The sequence below is a fragment of the Bernardetia sp. MNP-M8 genome (assembly GCF_037126285.1).
Classification (GTDB): Bacteria; Bacteroidota; Bacteroidia; order Cytophagales; family Bernardetiaceae; genus Bernardetia.
In genome coordinates this window covers 2954497-2973190 of sequence record NZ_CP147012.1, presented here as the reverse complement: position 1 = coordinate 2973190, position 18694 = coordinate 2954497, and the positions used below count along the sequence as shown (strand labels likewise).

Genomic DNA, 18694 nt, shown 5'->3' with positions numbered 1-18694 from the left:
CAGGATAATAAAATCAGAATTCAAAACCAGTATCAAAAAAATAAAATTCGTAATTCGTAATTCGTAATTCGTAATTCGTAATTCGTAATTCTAATACTATTTCTCCTTAAAAATAATACGAATCGGCACACCTTCAAATCCGAAATGTTCACGAATTTTGTTTTCTAAAAATCGCTTGTACGACTCGTGTACATGTTGAGGATAATTAGTAAAGAAAGCAAACAAAGGCGCACTTCCTGTAAGTTGTGTAATATATTTTATATTGATATTTTTTCCACGGTGAACAGGTGGTGGTGTTCTTTTAATATCTGGCAATAATACATTATTGAGTTTTGAAGTAGAAATTTTGGTGCTTCTTGATTCATATACTTCAATTGCTTTTTCTATACTCTGAAAAACTCGTTGTTTTGTTAGCATAGAAGTAAAAATAATTGGAACCCAAGCAGCCGAACCCAATCTTTGCTGCATTTCTAATGTATATTCATGAGCTGTTTTGGAATCTTTTTCTACCAAATCCCATTTGTTGGCAATCAAAACGACTCCTTTATGTCTATCAATAGCTAAGCGTATCAATGTCAAATCTTGTGATTCTAGTTTTTGAGTTGCATCAATCATAATAATACAAACATCACAATCATCTAAAGCCTTCAAGGAACGCATTACCGAATAAAATTCGATATTTTCTTTTACTCTTGCTTTTCTACGCATTCCTGCTGTATCAGTCAAGATAAATTCTTTTCCATAAGCTTTGTAATGTGTATCAATCGAATCCCTAGTTGTTCCCGAAATATCTGAAACGATTGTTCGCTCTTCTCCTAAAAGGATATTTAAAAATGAAGATTTACCTACATTTGGGCGACCTAAAATAGCAATTTTTGGCAACCCTGCATTTGGATCTTCCTCTCCTACTTCTTCAAAGTTCTTGACTACTTCATCTAGTAAATCGCCTGTTCCTGTTCCTGTTTGAGAAGAAACACAATATAGTTCGCCTATTCCTAAATTATAAAATTCGGATGCACTTGTTCTATGTTCGAAACTTTCTACTTTATTGGCTACTAAATAAAGAGGCTTTTTAGAGCGTCTTAATACTTTTACAAATTCTTCATCAAGAGGACTAATTCCGACATGGGTATCGACCATAAACAAAATTACGCTGGCTTCTTCCATCGCAATTTCTACTTGTTCACGTATTGCTTTTTCAAACACATCTTCTGAACCGACAACATAACCACCTGTATCGATGACTGTAAAAAATTTACCGTTCCATTCGCTTTGCCCGTAATGTCTATCTCTAGTAACACCACTATCATCGTGCATAATAGCTTTGCGTTCTTCAACTAAACGATTAAAAAGAGTAGATTTACCGACATTTGGTCGTCCTACAATAGCTACAATATTTGACATAATTTATTTTTTGAGGAAATACTATTTCCTGTTTTTTCTGAATTTTCACTTGAGTTTTGCCTATAAAGCAAACTTTGATGTTCATTTTTTCTATTAATCTACAAAATTACATAACTCTTTTGGACTTCTAAAATTGATTTGTCTGTATTCTTATTTTTTTGTGATTTAGTTTTCAGATTTTCATGACTTTTTTTGTTTATTAAAAAAAAATAGTACAACTGAACTACGAGTTGATTTTCTAAAAAATACTATTAAATAGTAATATCCAAATTTTTAAAGACAAACAAAACGCAATAAAATGGATAGAAAACCTTATATTTGAGTAATTTTATAATTAAATTGAGCAAAATTACTCCAATGAAAAGATACTCTCCTTATATTAGTGCTGGTTTGGTAATCTCTATGTTTTATGTTCTTTATCAACTCAAACAAGTGTCTAGTAGCATGGCAGCATTTGGTGATGCACTTCATCATACTCGTGTGCTTTTATTATTTACTATTTCTGGATTGATTGCTCTTGGACTTAGTTTGAGTGGCTTTAAGAGTTTGGATGATAGTTTGAAATATGTTTCTTATTTTGGCTTTTTTGGTTCAATTGTTATTGTTTTGGTGGTTTGGCTACTTCCTTTTTTTGTGTAATTTTGGGAGGCAGGAATTAGGAAATGGGATAGAAAAAATACAAATTATTATGAACTTAATTATCTTGTCTTTTCAACTACTTGTATTGGTCTTTAACTGATAACTGGTAACTGATGACTGATAATTGAAAAAACTGGTAACTGATTCTATGGAGAATTTGAATTTATTTTGGGAGCGATTGATGGATGATACTTTGCTTGCTTCCTTTGTGGGTATTGCAAGTCTTTTTTTTATTATCATCTTAATCGCCTTTTTGAAGGTTGTTTTTACGGCTGATAAATCTGAAAAATTGGCTTACAGACGTTGGCGAAATGGACTTTGGGGAGAAGAATATCTTACTCAACTCAAAACAATGACTGAAAGTACGCAGCAAACCATTGAAGCTTTACGTACAGAAATTAGTGACCGAGAAGAAGATAGCATACAAAGATTAAGACAGGCAGAAGTTTTGGAAGAACAAATAGCTGAAAGACAACGAGTCATTGAAGAATTAGAAGCTCAAAACAAACCTCCTTTTTCAGTTTCGACTTTTTTTATTGGTTTTACTGTCGGTATTATTCTTTTAGGTATTGCCTTTACAGTGCTTTATTTCTTGCAAATTATTCATTTTTAAGACAAAAAATGAAAGAAATAATTTGTTAAGTAATTGGTAGACAATTCAGAAATTGAAAATCAAATTATATTATTGTATCTTTGCAGATTGAAAAAAATATATTGTAACAGAATTATAGATTATTCTATAATCATCTAATTATCAATTTTTTAAAAGTGTCTATTTTATGAAAAATGCACTCCACGATTCACTCAAACGATTGATAGAAGAAGGAGGAAAACAAAACTTCCTAATTATTAATTTAGGAGAGTATTATATTCAAGTCGCTGGAGAATATTATTCAAGTCATTTATTACTAGAAGCCGTTTCTAACCATTATTTATCTTCTACAAAACAATTAAATTTGAGTTTACAGAAAAAAATAATTGATTTAGGCTGGACAGAACCTCAAAAAGAAGGTAATTATAGTTGTAAGATGAGTATTAATTCAACAAAGGAATATGATTTTTGTATTGCCTTTATTGAAAAAACAGCTAAAGAAATTTATGATGTAGATACTATCACGAATTCTATGATAGAATTAAATCTTGAATAAGAAAAATAAAATCAATCTAATTCTCAAAACGTATTATCCAAACAGTAACACGAAATTCATTCAAATGAAAAACATAAATCTTTTATTTCTTTTAATCTGTACTTTATTAGTTACAGTTTTTTTTAGTTCTTGTAGTAAATTCACAAAGGCAATGTCAGATCCAAACTGGCGTGAACGTGACAAAGTAGCTCAAAAATACTACGAAGAAGGCGATTATTATCGTGCAGGATTACTTTGGGAAGATGTAGTTCCGATAGTAAAAGGCGACCCACGAGCAGAAGACATTCAATTCAAATATGCCTATTGCCATTTTTATCAAAAGCAGTATCTTTTGTCTGCTTATTATTTCAAAAATTTTTACTTTACATATCGTAGAAGCCCGAATGCTCCAGAGGCTTATTTTATGAATGCTTTTTCATTGTATAAAGATTCTCCGAGAGTACATTTAGACCAAGAAAGTTCAAAAGAAGCCATTCAGGCCTTTCAAGATGTAATCAATACCTATCCTGAAACTGATTATGCCAAAAGAGCAAGTAATCATTTGGACGAACTAAGAGCAAAATTAGAACTTAAAGCCTTCGAAAATGCAGAATTATTCTATAATTTAGGTCGTTATAAAGCTGCTGTAATTGCATTAGAAAACTTTCAAAAAGAATTTCCTGATGCTCCCCAACTTGCAGAAGCTGCTTTTTTACGTCTCAAGTCTGAATATGATTTATCAAAAAACAGTATTTATAGCAAACAAAAAGAGCGTTATGAGATTTCTAAAACGTACTACTTTTATTTGATAGACCGTTACCCACAAAGTCCTTTTGTAAAAGATGCTGAAAATATCTATGAAAACATAGAAAAAGCTCTTAAAAACATAGAAAAAGGAGAAGTTATTGATACAAAAGAAAAAGACAAGAAAGATCCTAAAAAAATAACTACTTCTGAAGGCTCTGCTGGAGAATCTGAATAAGTTATAGAATTATAAAAAATCAAGTTGCTTTTTTCTTTTTTAAAAGTTATACTACAATAAAAACAAATCAATTTATATAAATATGTCAGCTAAAAAATTCAATCCTCGTCGTGTTCAGACTGCTAACCTTCATACTCGTGATGTACAAGCCATCATTGCAGCCACAGGTAATCTTTACGAATCTATTTCTGTAATTTCTAAACGTTCTCGTCAAATTTCAACAGAGACAAAAGAAGAGCTAAATCAAAAAATATCGGAATTTAATGTAGGAACAGATTCTTTGGAAGAGATTTTTGAAAACAAAGAACAAATTGAAGTTTCTCGCCAATATGAACGCATGCCAAAATCAACTTCTTTAGCAACAGACGAACTTATGGAAGGAAAATTATTTTACCGTTATCGTCAGTCAGAAGATGACAAAGCTTCTTTATAATTTTATTTTGGATAAATTAAAAAATACAGTTGAATACTACATTTGACTGTATTTTTTTTGGGCAAAATTTGGCAAAACAATGATTAATACGTAATTTTCAGGATTATTAAATGAGATTAATTAACACTATTAATTAACTCCACCGTTTCTACATCTTATTTCATAGAAATTGATATTTTTTATCATCTATTTCTAAGTAATCGTATTTATATATAAATGCAAACATCAAATACTATCGCAACTACTACACTATCCCATCAAACAGAATCAAATACTGTTTTTCATTATAATTCTGATTTTTTGGAATGGCTTAAAACAGAAGAAATTAGTTTAGCTGTTTCGACATATCAAACAAATAAACTTTTTTTGATAGGGCGAGATACCACAAAACACTTATTTGTTTCAGAGCGTTCTTTTGAAAGAGCGATGGGTTTGCATGTAGAATCTGAAAATTCATTTTTTTTAAGTACTCGTTTTTTACTTTGGCGTTTTGAGAATGCTCTTGCAGAAAGACAAATTCATAAAGAAGCAGATAAAGTATATATTCCTCGTCAGGCTTTCACTACTGGAGATTTAGATGCCCATGATATTTCTAGGAATAAAAATGGAGATATTGTTTTTGTGAATACTCGTTATAATTGTATTGCACAAGTAAGCGAAAAATATAACTTCAAACCTCTTTGGACACCTCCTTTTATTACTAAAATGATTTCTGAAGACCGTTGTCATCTCAACGGAATGGCAATGCGTGATGGTAGTCCTCGCTATGTAACTATGGTCAGTCAGACAGATAGACTTGATGCTTGGAGAGAACACAGGCACAATGGAGGTGTTGTTATGGATATGCAAACTAATGCAATTCTAGCAGAAGGACTTTCAATGCCTCATTCTCCTCGCTATTATCAAGATAAATTGTGGGTATTGAATGCAGGTAGAGGAGAGTTTGGATATGTAGAAAACGGTAAATTTGTTCCCATTACATGGCTTGATGGATTTTTGCGTGGATTAGCATTTTATAAAAACTACGCTCTCATTGGGCTTTCTAAACCAAGACACGAACGAACTTTTGCAGGGCTGCCATTAGAAGAACTATTAGAAAAAAGAAAAGCAGAGCCAAAGTGTGGTGTTTTTGTAGTAGATATAAATACAGGAGAAATAATCCATAGTTTAGAGTCAGAAGGAGAAATAGTTGAGCTTTATGACGTACAAGTTTTACCCAATACAAAACGTCCTTCTGCAATAGATTTACAAACTGATGATATTGCTCGTTTCATTGCCATTGAAGAAGATGATAATAAAGTAGATTTTAAAGCTCTTACTAGCATTGAAAAACCTAAAAAATCAGTATATAGCATTAACCACTCTGAAACGAAACCATCTCAGCCACTTCCAAAACGCCCAACACAACATACAAATCCTGATATGGCTGCTACTTCTAAAGAAGCTATAAAATATCAAGCTAGTGTAAATGTTTCTTTGGAGCAAATAATTACACAATTTGGACAATTGACTTTTCCTAAACTAGATCAATTAGCTAAGGCAAGGAAAGTAAATGAACCTTTGATGATGTTGATAGCTCATAATGGTCAGCACAAAGTAGGCTGTATTGTGGTTGAAGCAATGCCTAATAAAGTAGGTAGAATATTAAGTTGGTATGTAATCCCTCCTTATCGTAGTATGGGCATTGGTAAAGAACTTCTTATAAAAGCTGAAAAAATAATTAGAAAAGTAAAGTTGCAAGGTATTATAATGGATTATGTATCAGACTGGACTCAAAAAGATACTATAGAAGCTATACTAGCAAAACAAAAATGGGAAAAACCAATAGCCAAGCTTAGTCTTTGTAAAGCTTCCAATGATTCTATCAGTAAAGCCCCTTGGCTCAAGAATCTTCCTCCTCTTCCATCTACTATGGAAATTGGAATGTGGAAAGATGTAACCAATGAAGAAAAGAAAATCATTCAAGAAAAGAAAAACACACAAGACTGGTATCCTGACATTGTATCACCGTTTCAGTCTCCTCATTTAGTAAGCCTAGACACAAGTGTTATTTTACGCTATAACAATGAAATAGTTGGATGGATTATTACCCACAAAATCAAAGCAGATACAATAGAATTTACAGGTTCTTTTGTTGATTTTAAAATTTTAGGTCTTCAAAAAAGAAGTTTGTTGTTACAACTATGTAAAAAAGCCATTAGTTTAGTTTTAGAGGAAGGCTATAAATATGGCATTTGGCAAATACCACAAGATCATAAGACTATGTTTAGATTTGTAGAGCATTTTTTAAAACCTTACCTCATTAATTTTACTGAACAGAAGGTATCTTATAAAGCATTATAATAATCAAAATCATATACTACAAAAAAGTAAAAACGCCTATATATCAATCAAATATAAAACCTAAATTTTCATTTTTTTTAAAAAGAATTTATATATTTGTGGTAACTTACACAAAATGTATAATTTATTTAACCCTAACTTTAAATCATATCTAGTATGAAGAAAATTATTTTAACATTTCTGTTCCTTTTTATCGGTTTTGTTGCATTTGCACAAACTCCAGAAGAGAAAGCAGATCTTTTAACCAGCGAAATGAATACGCTATTATCTCTTACTGCTGAACAGCAGGCAATGGTAAAAATAACAAATCGTGTTTATTATAGAAAGAACGAGAAGCTTGTAGCAAAGCGAGATTCTAATGGTGATTATTTAGCTATTATGGCAGGAACAAGTACTCTTTCTACTCAAGAACAAGAAACTATTTTAAGTAAAGTAAATCGAATTACAGAAGAAAGAAAAGATTTTCATAGTAACAGAATGAAAATGAATCTTACTTCAGCACAATATACTTTATATCTTCAAAACATAGAGCGTCTTTTTGCGCTTGTTGTAAATCAACTTGGAGAATAATAAATAGATTTATTTTATTAAAAAATTAAACAACTTTCCATATTATTTGATATGAAAAAAATAAACGATACGATCAATAAAAAATCTGTTTCAGAATACTGTTCAGATTATATTAATGGCTTCAATGCTCATCAACTTTCCCTATCTTGGAAACGCAATGCTATTAAAGTAGTAGCAATAGCTAGTGTTTCTTCAGCAGTATTTTCAGCTAATGACGCTCAAGCTCAAGCTATTGACTGTCCTCCTGCATTTGAACAGATAGAAAGCAGAGGGGCTTTAACTAATCCTCAAGGTCTTACTAATACTCCTTATAGAACCGCTCCTGTATTTGTAGATTTTGATGGAGATGGGGATATAGATATTATTTCTGGTAGTGGAGGAATTCCTGCTTCAGATGATTTTCGTCTTTTTGAAAATACAGGAACTACTACTGCTCCAAACTGGGCAGCACCTGTACTTGCTCCTAATGGGTTAAGTGGTGCAGATTTAATAGCCAACTTTGCAGGTAGTAATTTTACTCCTTCTTTTGTGGATATTGACAATGATGGTGATTTAGACGTTTTTATTGGTACTTTTAACAGTGGTATTCTTTATCAAGAAAATACAGGGAGTGCGACAGCTCCTAACTATGCAGCTGCTATAGCTAACCCTTTTGGTATCACAACAGCTGGAATTGGCAACTTTACAGCACCTTCTTTTGTGGATATTGATGGTGATGGTGACCAAGATATGTTTATAGGAGATCTTTTAGATACTAACATTTTTTTCTTTGAAAATACAGGTTCAGCAACTGCTCCTACTTTTGTGGCTGGAACTCCTGCTAATCAATTTGGTTTTGATAACATAGGCTATGTAACTAGACTAAATTTTGCAGATTTAGATAATGATGGTGATTCTGATGTAATGATGGGAGATTATTATGGTAATTTCACTTATTATGAAAATACAGGTTCAGCAACTGCTCCTTCTTTTGCATCAAATCAAGTTAATCCTTTCTTCATAGGAGGTGGTAACACCACTTGGAGTTCTGTTTCGTTTGCAGATGTAGACAATGATGGAGATTTTGACTTAATTTCAGGAGAAGAATTTGGAGATTATATCTATCATGAAAATTATGGTACACCTACTGAGCCTAAATATAGTAATTTTCCTTTTGATATAGCAACTCTAGCTGATGGTTACAATGCACTAGACTATGCCGATATGGATGGTGATGGAGACATTGATATAATTTTGGGAAATGATGGTGGAGATGTGCTTTTCATAGAAAACATTGCTACCTCTACTCCTGGTGCTAGTTTTGCAGCTCCTGTATCTATTCTAACTGTAGGTGGATTTGAGGTTCATCCTACTGTAGCAGATTTAGATGGTGATGGTGATATAGATATTTTGGTAGGTGGTTTTGCAGGTACTAACCTCACTTACTTTGAAAATATAGGCAATGCAACTACCTTTAACTTTGCAGCCCCTGTAGTAAGTCCATTTGGTTTGACTGGAGCAGGAGGTAGCTTACGTGCTCCTGAATTTATGGATATCGATGGTGATGGTGATCAAGATATTTTAGTAGGTCGTGGCGTAGCTGGAGCTCTTTATTTTGAAAACACAGGTACTTCAACAGCACCTGCCTATGCAGCAGCAGTAACTAATCCATTTGGTCTTAGTGGAATTGCTGCAGGAGCAAGTTTTGGCGAGGTAGATATTGATAATGATGGTGATCTAGATCTTGCTTATGGAGATGATGCTGCTATATCATTTTATCTCAATACTGGCACTAGTACAGCACCTAACTTTGTAGATGCTGGAAATAGTTTTGGAATTGATGATAATGCAGATACTGATTATGATGTTACAGTTGTTGATATAGATCAAGATGGAAATTATGAAGCATTTGTAGGTAATAAGAGTTCTGACTTATTTATTTATAAAGACACAAAAGTAATACCTGAAATATCTATAGTAGAAGGAGCATCTATTTTTTCTTGTAATGTAAATACGTTGAGTATAAGTTCAACTAACATTGGATTAAATGATCTTACAGTTACTTGGTATGACTCAAACAACAATGCTGTTGCTACTGGACCTACTTTTACACTGACTTCTTTAGATACAGAGACATATTCTGTTAAAGCTGTATCAGCTGCTGGTTGTGAATCAAATCAACCTACTGTAAATGTAATCAAAAACACGCCAGTAATTTCTATCGTAGAAGGCAGTTCAATTTCTTCTTGTGATATAAATACGTTAAGTATTAGTTCAACTAACTTTGCATTATCTGACCTTACAGTAACTTGGTATGACTCAAACAACAATGCTGTTGCTACAGGTCCTACTTTTACTTTGACTTCTTTAGATACAGAAACTTATTCTGTAAAAGCTGTATCAACTACTGGTTGTGAATCAAATCAACCTACTGTAGATGTTGTTAAGAATGTTCCAATTATTTCTGTTGTAGAAGGAACTACAGTTAATTCTTGTGAAGTAACTACTTTGAGTGTAGCTTCTAGTAATTTCTCATTAAGCGATCTTACCTTTGAATGGCTCAATGCTAATAATACTGTTGTGGGAACTGGTCAAACATTTACAATACCATCTCTAGAAACTCAAACTTATAGAGTAAGAGCTACTAGTGTTACAGGCTGTCAATCAACAGTTGTAGTGAACGTAGTGAAGGAAACTCCTATTATATCTGTTACAGAAGGAACATCAGTATTTTCTTGTGAACCAGTTACTTTAAATGTAGAATCTAGTAATACCTTGCTAAGTGATCTTACATTTACTTGGTATGATAAAGATAATAACGCAGTTGCTACTGGACTTTCTTATGAAGTTGATCCTTTAGCATTACCACAAACAGGACCTAAAACATTCTCTGTAAGAGCTGTAGGAACTACTGGTTGTGAGAGTAATCTTGTTACTGTATCTGTTTCTTGTTCTGATGAAGTATCTATTAATTTGACCGCTTCTGCTGGTTATAACTCAGCTAACTTAAACTGGACAGCTACTGGAGCTCGTCCTATCCGTGAGTATGAAGTATATGGAGATCCAGGACAAGGTGGTACTTACTTCTTGTTTGGATTTAGTCCAACAACTTCTTATGGAGCAATTGGTCTTATGAATGGTCAAAATGTTAACTTTAAGGTGCGTGCTGTTTACACTGATGGTAAATATAGTCCTTATTCTAATGTAGTAACAGTGAGACCTTCTGTTGTATTAGGAGAAGATGATAAAAATAAAGCAGGATTTGCATTTTTCCCTAATCCAAATAGTGGAGAATTCAATATTAAGTTACAAGATGGCTCTGCTTCTGCTACTATTAGTGTAACAAGCATTTCTGGACAAAGAGTTTATACTACTACTTTGAATGCTTCTCAAAGCTCTATTAACTTAGGCAATGTAGCTTCTGGTATGTATATTATTCTTGTAGAAACTGCTCAAGGTACTTATCAACAAAAAATCAGTGTTGTACGCTAATATTTGAATAAAAATAGAATTGCTTATAGCTTTTAAAAGTATGAGCAATTCTATTATAAAATACTCATCCTAATTTTTGATATAATCAAATTGATTGTATCATTTATCAAAAATCATCTTTAAAACACGAAATTTATATGAAATTTAATTATGTGCGTATACTCGCCTCTTTCATCTTATTAATAAGCGTAGGAGCATTTACATCTTGTTCTTCACTCACATCAGATCCAAATGGAGTTACTGATGGAGCTTTCGTTGGTAGTTGGACACTTACTAAAGCCAATTATGGAACTGAGGTAGCAGAACAATCATCTTTTCAAGGATTTACTGTTTCTTTAAATTCTAGTAATTCATATGTTATCACTAATCCAATGTCTAATCCTGTTCCTTCAAAACTAAGTGGTACTTATGAAGCTAGTGGTGGCTTCTTAGTTTTTGATGGCTCAACTTCTGTACGTTTGGTAACTCTTAGTGGAAACACCATGACTTGGGAGTGGGAAGTATCTAAACCAGGTAAACAAACTACAACTTATAGATATACATTTGAGCGATCATAAAAAGTATTAGCTAATTTTTTAAAAGCCTTTTTATTATATATTAATATAATAAAAAGGCTTTTTTGTTTGTACATTGTTATTTACATAAATAATATGGTTTAAAAGGAAAAAATCATATATTTGCCAAACTAAATGCATTACTAAAATTCTGAAATAATAATACTTTGACATATATTCTATTAACAAATCTGTTCAAAGCAAACTATATATTATCACAGAATGCAAATTAAATAGATTATTGGAGATTTATATCATCTTTAACTTTACAGGATTTTCTTATAAAAATCCTCAATGGTTGTTTCTGCATTGTTTTATAAGGTTATTATGTTTAAACATAGCATGTTTAATTTTAGACAGTAGCCTTTAACACTCAACAGGGTTTTATTTTTTTATGAGAAAACCCTGCTTAACTTTACTAGTTTAGGTAAAAAAAAATCTAACCAAATATTCACTAATAAGGATAGTGTGTTTAGTCTGTATATTGTTTTAATTTTTAATTTAATTTTTTATAAAATGAGAAAATTACTATTTCTGCTTCTAATTACATTTGCTATTTCATATTCAGCAAATGCACAGATCAATTATTCCAATCCTGAAAAGGTATATTTTAAGGGAGAAAAAAATGATAAACTATTTTTCTTAATCGGACAAGATGATATACCTCTTTATGAAAGACATTATTTTGCACAACTATTAAATGAATCCCTCTCTTCTTTTAATCCAAAAGAGATTTCATTCTCTAAAGTTGGCACAAACACAATGTATTTAGTGGTAAAAAATAATCTACAAAGTACTTTTACATTAGCTTTTGTTCGCTCTAAAGTAGCCAATATCAAAAGTCAGATAGTTACAATGAAGCAAAACTTCACAAATGATGAAGCAGCTCAAGAACATTTCAAGTCATTAATTATCAAATAATCCCCTTTAATTCAATCAGCTAGTAAAAAAAAATAACCATAATGAAAAATATATTCTTAATAGGAATAACCTCAATCCTAAATTTATTCTTATTTTATACTAATACTTTTGCTCAATGTCCTGTTGGGCAAGGAGAACTAAAAGTAGTCCTTTATACAGATAGACAAAGTAGTGTAGATAATGATTACACAGTAAAAGTTGATGGAGTAACAGTAGCAACAGGTGCTATAGGAAGCCTAGCAAATCAACAGGTGGTAGAACTTTATATTGGTTGCCATGCAAATAATTCCATGGTAGAAGTAACAGTCAATGACAATGACGACGATGGAATAAGTGACATATCACTTAACGGTTCTGATGAAGATTCTCCTGATTTTAACATTCAGTATGAAGGAGTAGTGATTTTGTCTGGTGATGTCATAGAATCTGGTGGTTTACTCACTCCTACTGGAGGATTACCTCTTTCTTGTTCAGGCACAAATGAACGTCTAATTATAAAGCTATATCCTGATAGTTTTTCAGATACTGAAAACAGCTATTCTATCAAAATAAATGGAGCAGTTGTCGCAAGTGGTGCAGTAGGAAGTCTTCCTGACGAAACAGGTACTGATTATAATCTCTATGTAGGATGTCATGCTCCTACTGACATAGTAGAAGTAGAAATTTTAGATAACTCTGGAGATGGTATTGAACCTGATGGAAATTATAACAGTCCTTCTTGGAGAATGTCTTATGGAGGCATTCCATTATTATCAAGTCTTGTGGTTGGAGATGGAGGTATTTTAACTCCTGCAGGTGGACTACAACTTAAACCAACATGTGGGACAAATCAAGTACCTTTATATATGTCTATTTATACTGACTCATTTAGTGATACAGAAAATTCATATTCTATAAGCATAGGAGGAACTGTAGTAGCTTCAGGAGCAGTAGGTACTTTACCAGAAGAAAACGTTATTATGTTAGATTTAGGTTGTCAAACTATAGGAGATGATGTTTCTGTTACCTTCACAGATAATTTTGGAGATGGTATTTCTGCTTCTACTGGTGATGCTACTTGGATTTTATATGCAGCAGGTAATTCCTCTCTTTGTGAAAGTAGTTTAATTGCATCTGGAGAAGTAAATGGCTCAGGTACAACTCAGATAGTGCCTATAGAAATTCCTCTTTGTGGCTTTGCAGACTGTGAATTCAAACGTCCTTTATGTGTAGATTTAACAACAACTCTTACATTTTCTTCTGGTACAGCTCGTGGTGCTGTTAATGAGATTATCACAGGTGTTGATTTTGGTTGTTTAGGTGCTTCTGAAAGAAATTCAGCTTGGTATTATTTGCAGGTAGATCCATCAGCTCCTACTAACTCTACACTTAGCTTTCAAATGATTGGAAATCTTGATGCAGACTATGATTATGCTGTTTGGGGACCTTTTACACGACCTGATGTATGTGGTGCTGATTTAGGTGCACCTACTGATTGTAGTTTTAGTTTTACATCTAATGAAACTGTTACCTTAACTAATGTAAACCCAAATGAATATTATGTATTTATGATTAGTAGATATGGCGATACAGAAACTACTCATACTTTAGTTCAGCTTGCAGGTAGTACCGCTAGTACAACTTGTTCAATTGTAACCAATCCTTGTTCACTACAACTGCCTGACGATTATTCTATATGTGCAGGAGAAACAACAACTCTTACAGCAGGTGTTACTCCTAACTCATCTTCTTGGTCTTATCAGTGGTTTTTAAATGGTACAGCTATTACAGGTGCTACAAATAGAAATTATACTGTTCCAGCACAATTTGCCTCAACTACTTTTACTCAAAACTATAGAGTAGAGGCTTCCAATAGTGCATTTGGTTGTAATGTACAAGATGAGATAATACTTACTATACGAGCAGGTGAATTTGATCTTGATTTAGGGGATGATATTTCTCGTTGTGACGCAGCAGGTGAAATTATACTTAATGCTTCTGACCCTTCTCAAGGAGCAGGTTTTACATATCAATGGTTTGAAAATGGAGTAGCTATTAATGGAGCAACAAACTCAACTCTAAATGTAAACTTTACTTCTACAGGTGGTAACCCTGTTACAAATACTTACAGAGTAATAGTAACAGATTCTTCTCCAACAGGTTGTAGTCAAGCTGATGAAATTGATGTTACCTTTGTTCCAGACCCAATTATAAGTTTAGGGGCAGATATTATAGCATGTGATGCTTTTGGCACAGTTACACTTAATGCTGCTGATGCTTCTCATGGCAGTACTATTTCTTACCAATGGTTTAGAAATGGAGTGGCTATTAATGGAGCAACAAATGCTACTTTAGATGTTTCTTTTGCTTCTCAAGCTGGTGTAGCTCAAACAAGAACCTATCGTGCAGAAGTTACTGATTCTCGTGGTACAGGTTGTACACAAGCTGATGAAGTTGAGGTTACTTTCAAACCTAATTTGGTAGTCAATTTAGGTCAAGATTTAGAGTATTGTGAAAATGTTTTCCAATTTAATATTAATGCTTCAGATGCTACTCATAGTGGTAATATGACCTATGAATTATTCGAAAATGGAACATCAATAGCTACCTCTAACAGCCCACTATTTTCAGTTTCTATAAATGAGCCAAATGCAACAACTCTTCAAACTCGTACATATAGAGTTAAAGCAACTGATAACACATCTTTAGGTTGTACAACAGTGAGTAATGATTTGAAAGTTACTTATAATTACAAACCTCTTATTATTCCTATTGCAGATAGAATTGATGTAGAGTGTACATCTAACCAACTGACAGCTCAGATTAGTAATCAAAATGATAATCACTTAACTTACTCTTGGATGTATTCAGGAGCTAATACACAGTATGAAATTTCAACTACAGCTTCTGTTTTAGTAAATAGAAGTGGTACTTACACACTCACAGTTACTGCGACTTTAAACAATGGAACTACTTGTAGTAGTGTAGAATCATTCGTATTGAAGTGTAATGAAGACCCTATTCCAGAATATGTTCCAGTTCTGACAGGACAAGCAGGTTATTCATATGTAGACTTAGAATGGACAGATGTACCAGAAGGTATGGACTTTTTAGAATTTGAAGTCTATATGGGAATAGGTGATGAAGAACCAACTATACTTGCTAGCATTACTCCAAATACTTTTGCAAGAGTAGATTTATTAAATGGCAGAAAGTATTCTTTCCGTGTTCGTCCTATTTATGTAAACCAAGGAGGAAACAATTATGAACTAGGAGCTTATTCAAATATTGTTTACTTAACTCCTTCTATCGTCTTAGGACAAGATGAAACAGACAAACGTTCTGCAATTTCTCTTTTCCCAAATCCATCTAATGGTAGCTTTACAGTAGAATTTAAAGCAATTCAGGCACAAAAGGCTAACTTAACTGTTGTTGACTTAACAGGAAAGGTTATTCTTACACAATCACTTTCAGATTTGAATAATGGTTCAAAACAAAACATCGAACTGAATGGAGTTTCTAGTGGCGTTTATATTGTTCAAGTGCAAACTGAAAAAGGAGTCTATCAACAAAAAATTACGATTATGAAATAAATCCTAATTTTATAACCTAGATTTTCATGAAAAAGCCTATTCCAAAACGGAATAGGCTTTTTTTATGATAGTGTTGTCCGACTTTTCAAAAGCAAAGAGTAAGGATACAAATCTCCATAAATTATAACTTTAGCTTTTTCATTTGCAAACATTTTAGAATAATCTTGAGAAAAGCATTTTGAGAAAAAAATAGTAGTAGAAACAGAATTGAACAGATTAATTTCATAACTCTTTATTTCAAATAAATAAGTATTTTCATTACAAACTATTGTCAAAAAACTACTAACAAAATTTTTTCTATTTTAAAGTTTTACTAAAGGATATGGATAATTTCCACCTAAAGAAATCTCATATTTTTCTAGTTCTTTGGGTGTGAGTTTGTAAAGTGTATGAACCAAATTAGTAGGAACATCGCTAAGCTGTGGCAACCAATAATTTACAAATTCAGCATTTTCATCATAATCTCTAGCTTGTTTGATGATATTAAAATAACGGTTTTCTCTTGGGTCATTTCCTACGCCAGCAATATATGCCCAGTTTGCCCAGTTACTTGTAACATCGTAATCTATCAATTTTGTTTCAAAATAAGAAGCTCCCCAACGCCAATCTAGCTTCAAATCTTTTACTAAAAAAGAAGCTACATTTTGCCTTCCTCTATTAGACATAAAACCTGTTTCATTGAGTTCTTTCATATTTGCGTCAATAAAAGGAATTCCTGTTTTGGCTGTTTTCCATTTATCAAATAACTTTTTAGATGGGTCATTTTCAAAATGCTTTTCTAATGTTTCTCTATCTTTTCCATAAATACGTTCTAGATTTTCATCATCTTTCATGCCTTCTAAAAGAAAAATTTTATTGCCATATTTGGCTGCAATAAATTTAAAATATTCTCTCCATAGAAGTTCAAATTTTATCCAATATGTAGATTCATTGCTAGTTATTTCATTTTCATAGCGTTCTACTTCTGCCCAAATCATTTTTGGAGAAATAGAACCATTGGAAAGCCAAGCTGAAAATTTGGAAGAATAATCACCTCCTAAAAGTCCATTTCGTGTTTCTTTATAGGTTTGAAGTAAATTAGATTCAAAAAGATAATAATTTAATCGTTGTAAAGCTGCTGTTTCTCCTCCTTCAAATCTCAGAACTGCTTTTGGATGATGTAACGATTTTATTTCTACTTCTGAGAAACCAAAATCTTGTAAAGTAGGAAGTTGTGTAGATTCTAATTCAGAAAAAAATTCACTTTTATCTTTTAAATTTTCTAACTCTTTAGGAATAGTAATGGGTTTTGAAACAATTGAAGATTTTTCTATCTGCTTTCTAAATTCTGTAAAAATATTTGGCAAATTATCTAATTCGAATGGTAATTCTTCAAAACTGAAAAGAGTTTGTTGAAAAGTTAAATCTAATCTTGTATTCGTTTTTGACAACACTTGTTTTACTTTGTTTTCCAAATTTATTTCTTCATAAGTTATTTCTTTCGAACTAAAAATAGTTTCTATTTCTAATTTTTGGGCAAGATTTGATAAAATATCTTCTGTCTTTCCTTTGTAAACAAATAAATCAGAACCATAACTTTGAAGTTGTTTCTTTAAGTCTTGTACAGATTCTAGTAAAAAATTAGTTCTAAAAACTCCTGTTTTAGGTAAACTAAGTTTTGTTTTTTCAAAATTAGTTTCATCAAAAATATAAACTAGAATTACATTAGTTGTAGCTTCTTTAGTATCAAAAGCCTTTTTTAAAACTGGATTATCATTTAATCGTAAATCGTTGCGAAGCCAAACTAGCGTATTTTTCATGGATTTTTTTATTTGTCTTAGTAAATTGTCGCACACTTTAAAGTATTCTGACAATTATCATTTTTATTACAACCTAAACTCAAACAATTAGTAAACTGTTTGCTACAATTGTTAAATATTACTACTAAAAAACTACACCCAAACCAAAACCAGCTCTCGGCAAAACACCTTGATAACCTCTATCAAAAATACCATTGTGCCAACGGATAATATCACTGTGTTGAATTTTTTCTGTATTCTGAATTTCTGTTTGTATTTCTGTATTTACACCTCTGTATCCTGCTCCAACATATAAATCAACAAAAAAATATTGAGCAAAGGTTTGTTGAAAACCAAACTGAATTCCTCCACTTAAAGCCTCTGTATTTTGAATTCCTTTATAAGTAAGAAAGTTTTCTTTTCCTGTATCATCAAAGTAAGAAATATCTTTATAGTCATAATTTTGTTCAAACTGCTCTGCTCTTGCCCAAATACCCACATAAATTCCTTGTTGATAAGATTTATTGTTTGAGTTTGTACGAACTTTAAAACGCTTTACATAAAAACGATATTGAGCTTCCAAATTATATCCACTTTCTTTCAGATATTCATTACTTAGTCCTGTAAGTCCTCCATACAAAACAAAACTTCGGTCTTGATATTTATTAAAACGTTGAATTCCGATTTGTAATGTAGAACGAAAAATATAAGTAGGAACAAACGAAATAGCCGTTTTTTTGGGAGGCAACACCTGATTTTGATTTGTAGTTTGTTCTTGAGTTTGCTGTGCTTTTAATAGAATAGAATAGGAATAAACTGATAGAAATAGTAAAAAGGTTACTAACTTAAAAATTATTTTCGATAAAAAAAGCTGTTTCATAAAGTCGGTTTTATTTTAAA

14 protein-coding genes are annotated in these 18694 nt (G+C 32.1%); 11 read left to right on the top strand and 3 right to left on the bottom strand.

Annotation, left to right across the window (positions count from 1 at the left end):
• Nucleotides 1-96 precede the first annotated feature (96 nt).
• A complete protein-coding gene (gene der, locus V9L04_RS12225; protein ID WP_338790095.1) occupies nt 97-1404 on the bottom strand; it encodes a ribosome biogenesis GTPase Der in 1308 nt (435 codons plus the stop codon).
• A 357-nt stretch (nt 1405-1761) separates the two neighbouring features.
• Here der and V9L04_RS12220 point away from each other — a divergent pair, with 357 nt between their 5' ends.
• The 11 genes from V9L04_RS12220 (at nt 1762) to V9L04_RS12170 (ending at nt 16016) form a co-directional block, all read left to right on the top strand.
• Nucleotides 1762-2043, top strand: a complete 282-nt coding sequence (locus V9L04_RS12220; protein ID WP_338790094.1) for a hypothetical protein — start codon at nt 1762-1764, stop codon at nt 2041-2043.
• 148 nt (nt 2044-2191) lie between these two features.
• Nucleotides 2192-2656 (top strand): hypothetical protein, encoded by a 465-nt coding sequence (locus V9L04_RS12215; RefSeq protein ID WP_338790093.1) that lies wholly within the window; start codon nt 2192-2194, stop codon nt 2654-2656.
• A gap of 166 nt (nt 2657-2822) precedes the next feature.
• Entirely contained in the window at nt 2823-3191 is a 369-nt protein-coding gene (locus V9L04_RS12210) for a hypothetical protein (RefSeq protein ID WP_338790092.1), read from the top strand.
• 64 nt (nt 3192-3255) lie between these two features.
• Entirely contained in the window at nt 3256-4152 is an 897-nt protein-coding gene (gene bamD / locus V9L04_RS12205; RefSeq protein ID WP_338790091.1) for an outer membrane protein assembly factor BamD, read from the top strand.
• 82 nt (nt 4153-4234) lie between these two features.
• Nucleotides 4235-4585 carry a DNA-directed RNA polymerase subunit omega gene (locus V9L04_RS12200; protein ID WP_338790090.1) on the top strand — a complete coding sequence of 117 codons (351 nt, stop codon included), beginning with the start codon at nt 4235-4237 and terminating at the stop codon, nt 4583-4585.
• Between the two features lie 216 nt (nt 4586-4801).
• Nucleotides 4802-6928, top strand: a complete 2127-nt coding sequence (locus V9L04_RS12195) for a TIGR03032 family protein (RefSeq protein WP_338790089.1) — start codon at nt 4802-4804, stop codon at nt 6926-6928.
• Nucleotides 6929-7084: 156 nt separating this feature from the next.
• A complete protein-coding gene (locus tag V9L04_RS12190; protein ID WP_338790088.1) occupies nt 7085-7498 on the top strand; it encodes a hypothetical protein in 414 nt (137 codons plus the stop codon).
• Nucleotides 7499-7549: 51 nt separating this feature from the next.
• Nucleotides 7550-10969: an FG-GAP-like repeat-containing protein gene (locus tag V9L04_RS12185; RefSeq protein ID WP_338790087.1), complete on the top strand. Its 3420-nt coding sequence runs from the start codon at nt 7550-7552 to the stop codon at nt 10967-10969.
• Between the two features lie 137 nt (nt 10970-11106).
• A complete protein-coding gene (locus V9L04_RS12180; protein ID WP_338790086.1) occupies nt 11107-11526 on the top strand; it encodes a lipocalin family protein in 420 nt (139 codons plus the stop codon).
• 513 nt (nt 11527-12039) lie between these two features.
• Nucleotides 12040-12444 (top strand): hypothetical protein, encoded by a 405-nt coding sequence (locus tag V9L04_RS12175; RefSeq protein ID WP_338790085.1) that lies wholly within the window; start codon nt 12040-12042, stop codon nt 12442-12444.
• A gap of 41 nt (nt 12445-12485) precedes the next feature.
• Entirely contained in the window at nt 12486-16016 is a 3531-nt protein-coding gene (locus V9L04_RS12170; RefSeq protein ID WP_338790084.1) for a T9SS type A sorting domain-containing protein, read from the top strand.
• A 302-nt stretch (nt 16017-16318) separates the two neighbouring features.
• Here V9L04_RS12170 and V9L04_RS12165 read toward each other — a convergent pair whose 3' ends face one another.
• Nucleotides 16319-17815 (bottom strand): DASH family cryptochrome, encoded by a 1497-nt coding sequence (locus tag V9L04_RS12165; protein WP_338790083.1) that lies wholly within the window; start codon nt 17813-17815, stop codon nt 16319-16321.
• A 124-nt stretch (nt 17816-17939) separates the two neighbouring features.
• A complete protein-coding gene (locus tag V9L04_RS12160) occupies nt 17940-18674 on the bottom strand; it encodes a hypothetical protein (RefSeq protein WP_338790082.1) in 735 nt (244 codons plus the stop codon).
• Between the last annotated feature and the right edge of the window lie 20 nt (nt 18675-18694).

Bases quoted from the DNA above. Each gene is read 5' to 3' on its own strand.
- der (WP_338790095.1), bottom strand. From the start codon at position 1,404: ATGTCAAATATTGTAGCTATTGTAGGACGACCAAATGTCGGTAAATCT.
- V9L04_RS12220 (WP_338790094.1), top strand. From the start codon at position 1,762: ATGAAAAGATACTCTCCTTATATTAGTGCTGGTTTGGTAATCTCTATG.
- V9L04_RS12215 (WP_338790093.1), top strand. From the start codon at position 2,192: ATGGAGAATTTGAATTTATTTTGGGAGCGATTGATGGATGATACTTTG.
- V9L04_RS12210 (WP_338790092.1), top strand. From the start codon at position 2,823: ATGAAAAATGCACTCCACGATTCACTCAAACGATTGATAGAAGAAGGA.
- bamD (WP_338790091.1), top strand. From the start codon at position 3,256: ATGAAAAACATAAATCTTTTATTTCTTTTAATCTGTACTTTATTAGTT.
- V9L04_RS12200 (WP_338790090.1), top strand. From the start codon at position 4,235: ATGTCAGCTAAAAAATTCAATCCTCGTCGTGTTCAGACTGCTAACCTT.
- V9L04_RS12195 (WP_338790089.1), top strand. From the start codon at position 4,802: ATGCAAACATCAAATACTATCGCAACTACTACACTATCCCATCAAACA.
- V9L04_RS12190 (WP_338790088.1), top strand. From the start codon at position 7,085: ATGAAGAAAATTATTTTAACATTTCTGTTCCTTTTTATCGGTTTTGTT.
- V9L04_RS12185 (WP_338790087.1), top strand. From the start codon at position 7,550: ATGAAAAAAATAAACGATACGATCAATAAAAAATCTGTTTCAGAATAC.
- V9L04_RS12180 (WP_338790086.1), top strand. From the start codon at position 11,107: ATGAAATTTAATTATGTGCGTATACTCGCCTCTTTCATCTTATTAATA.
- V9L04_RS12175 (WP_338790085.1), top strand. From the start codon at position 12,040: ATGAGAAAATTACTATTTCTGCTTCTAATTACATTTGCTATTTCATAT.
- V9L04_RS12170 (WP_338790084.1), top strand. From the start codon at position 12,486: ATGAAAAATATATTCTTAATAGGAATAACCTCAATCCTAAATTTATTC.
- V9L04_RS12165 (WP_338790083.1), bottom strand. From the start codon at position 17,815: ATGAAAAATACGCTAGTTTGGCTTCGCAACGATTTACGATTAAATGAT.
- V9L04_RS12160 (WP_338790082.1), bottom strand. From the start codon at position 18,674: ATGAAACAGCTTTTTTTATCGAAAATAATTTTTAAGTTAGTAACCTTT.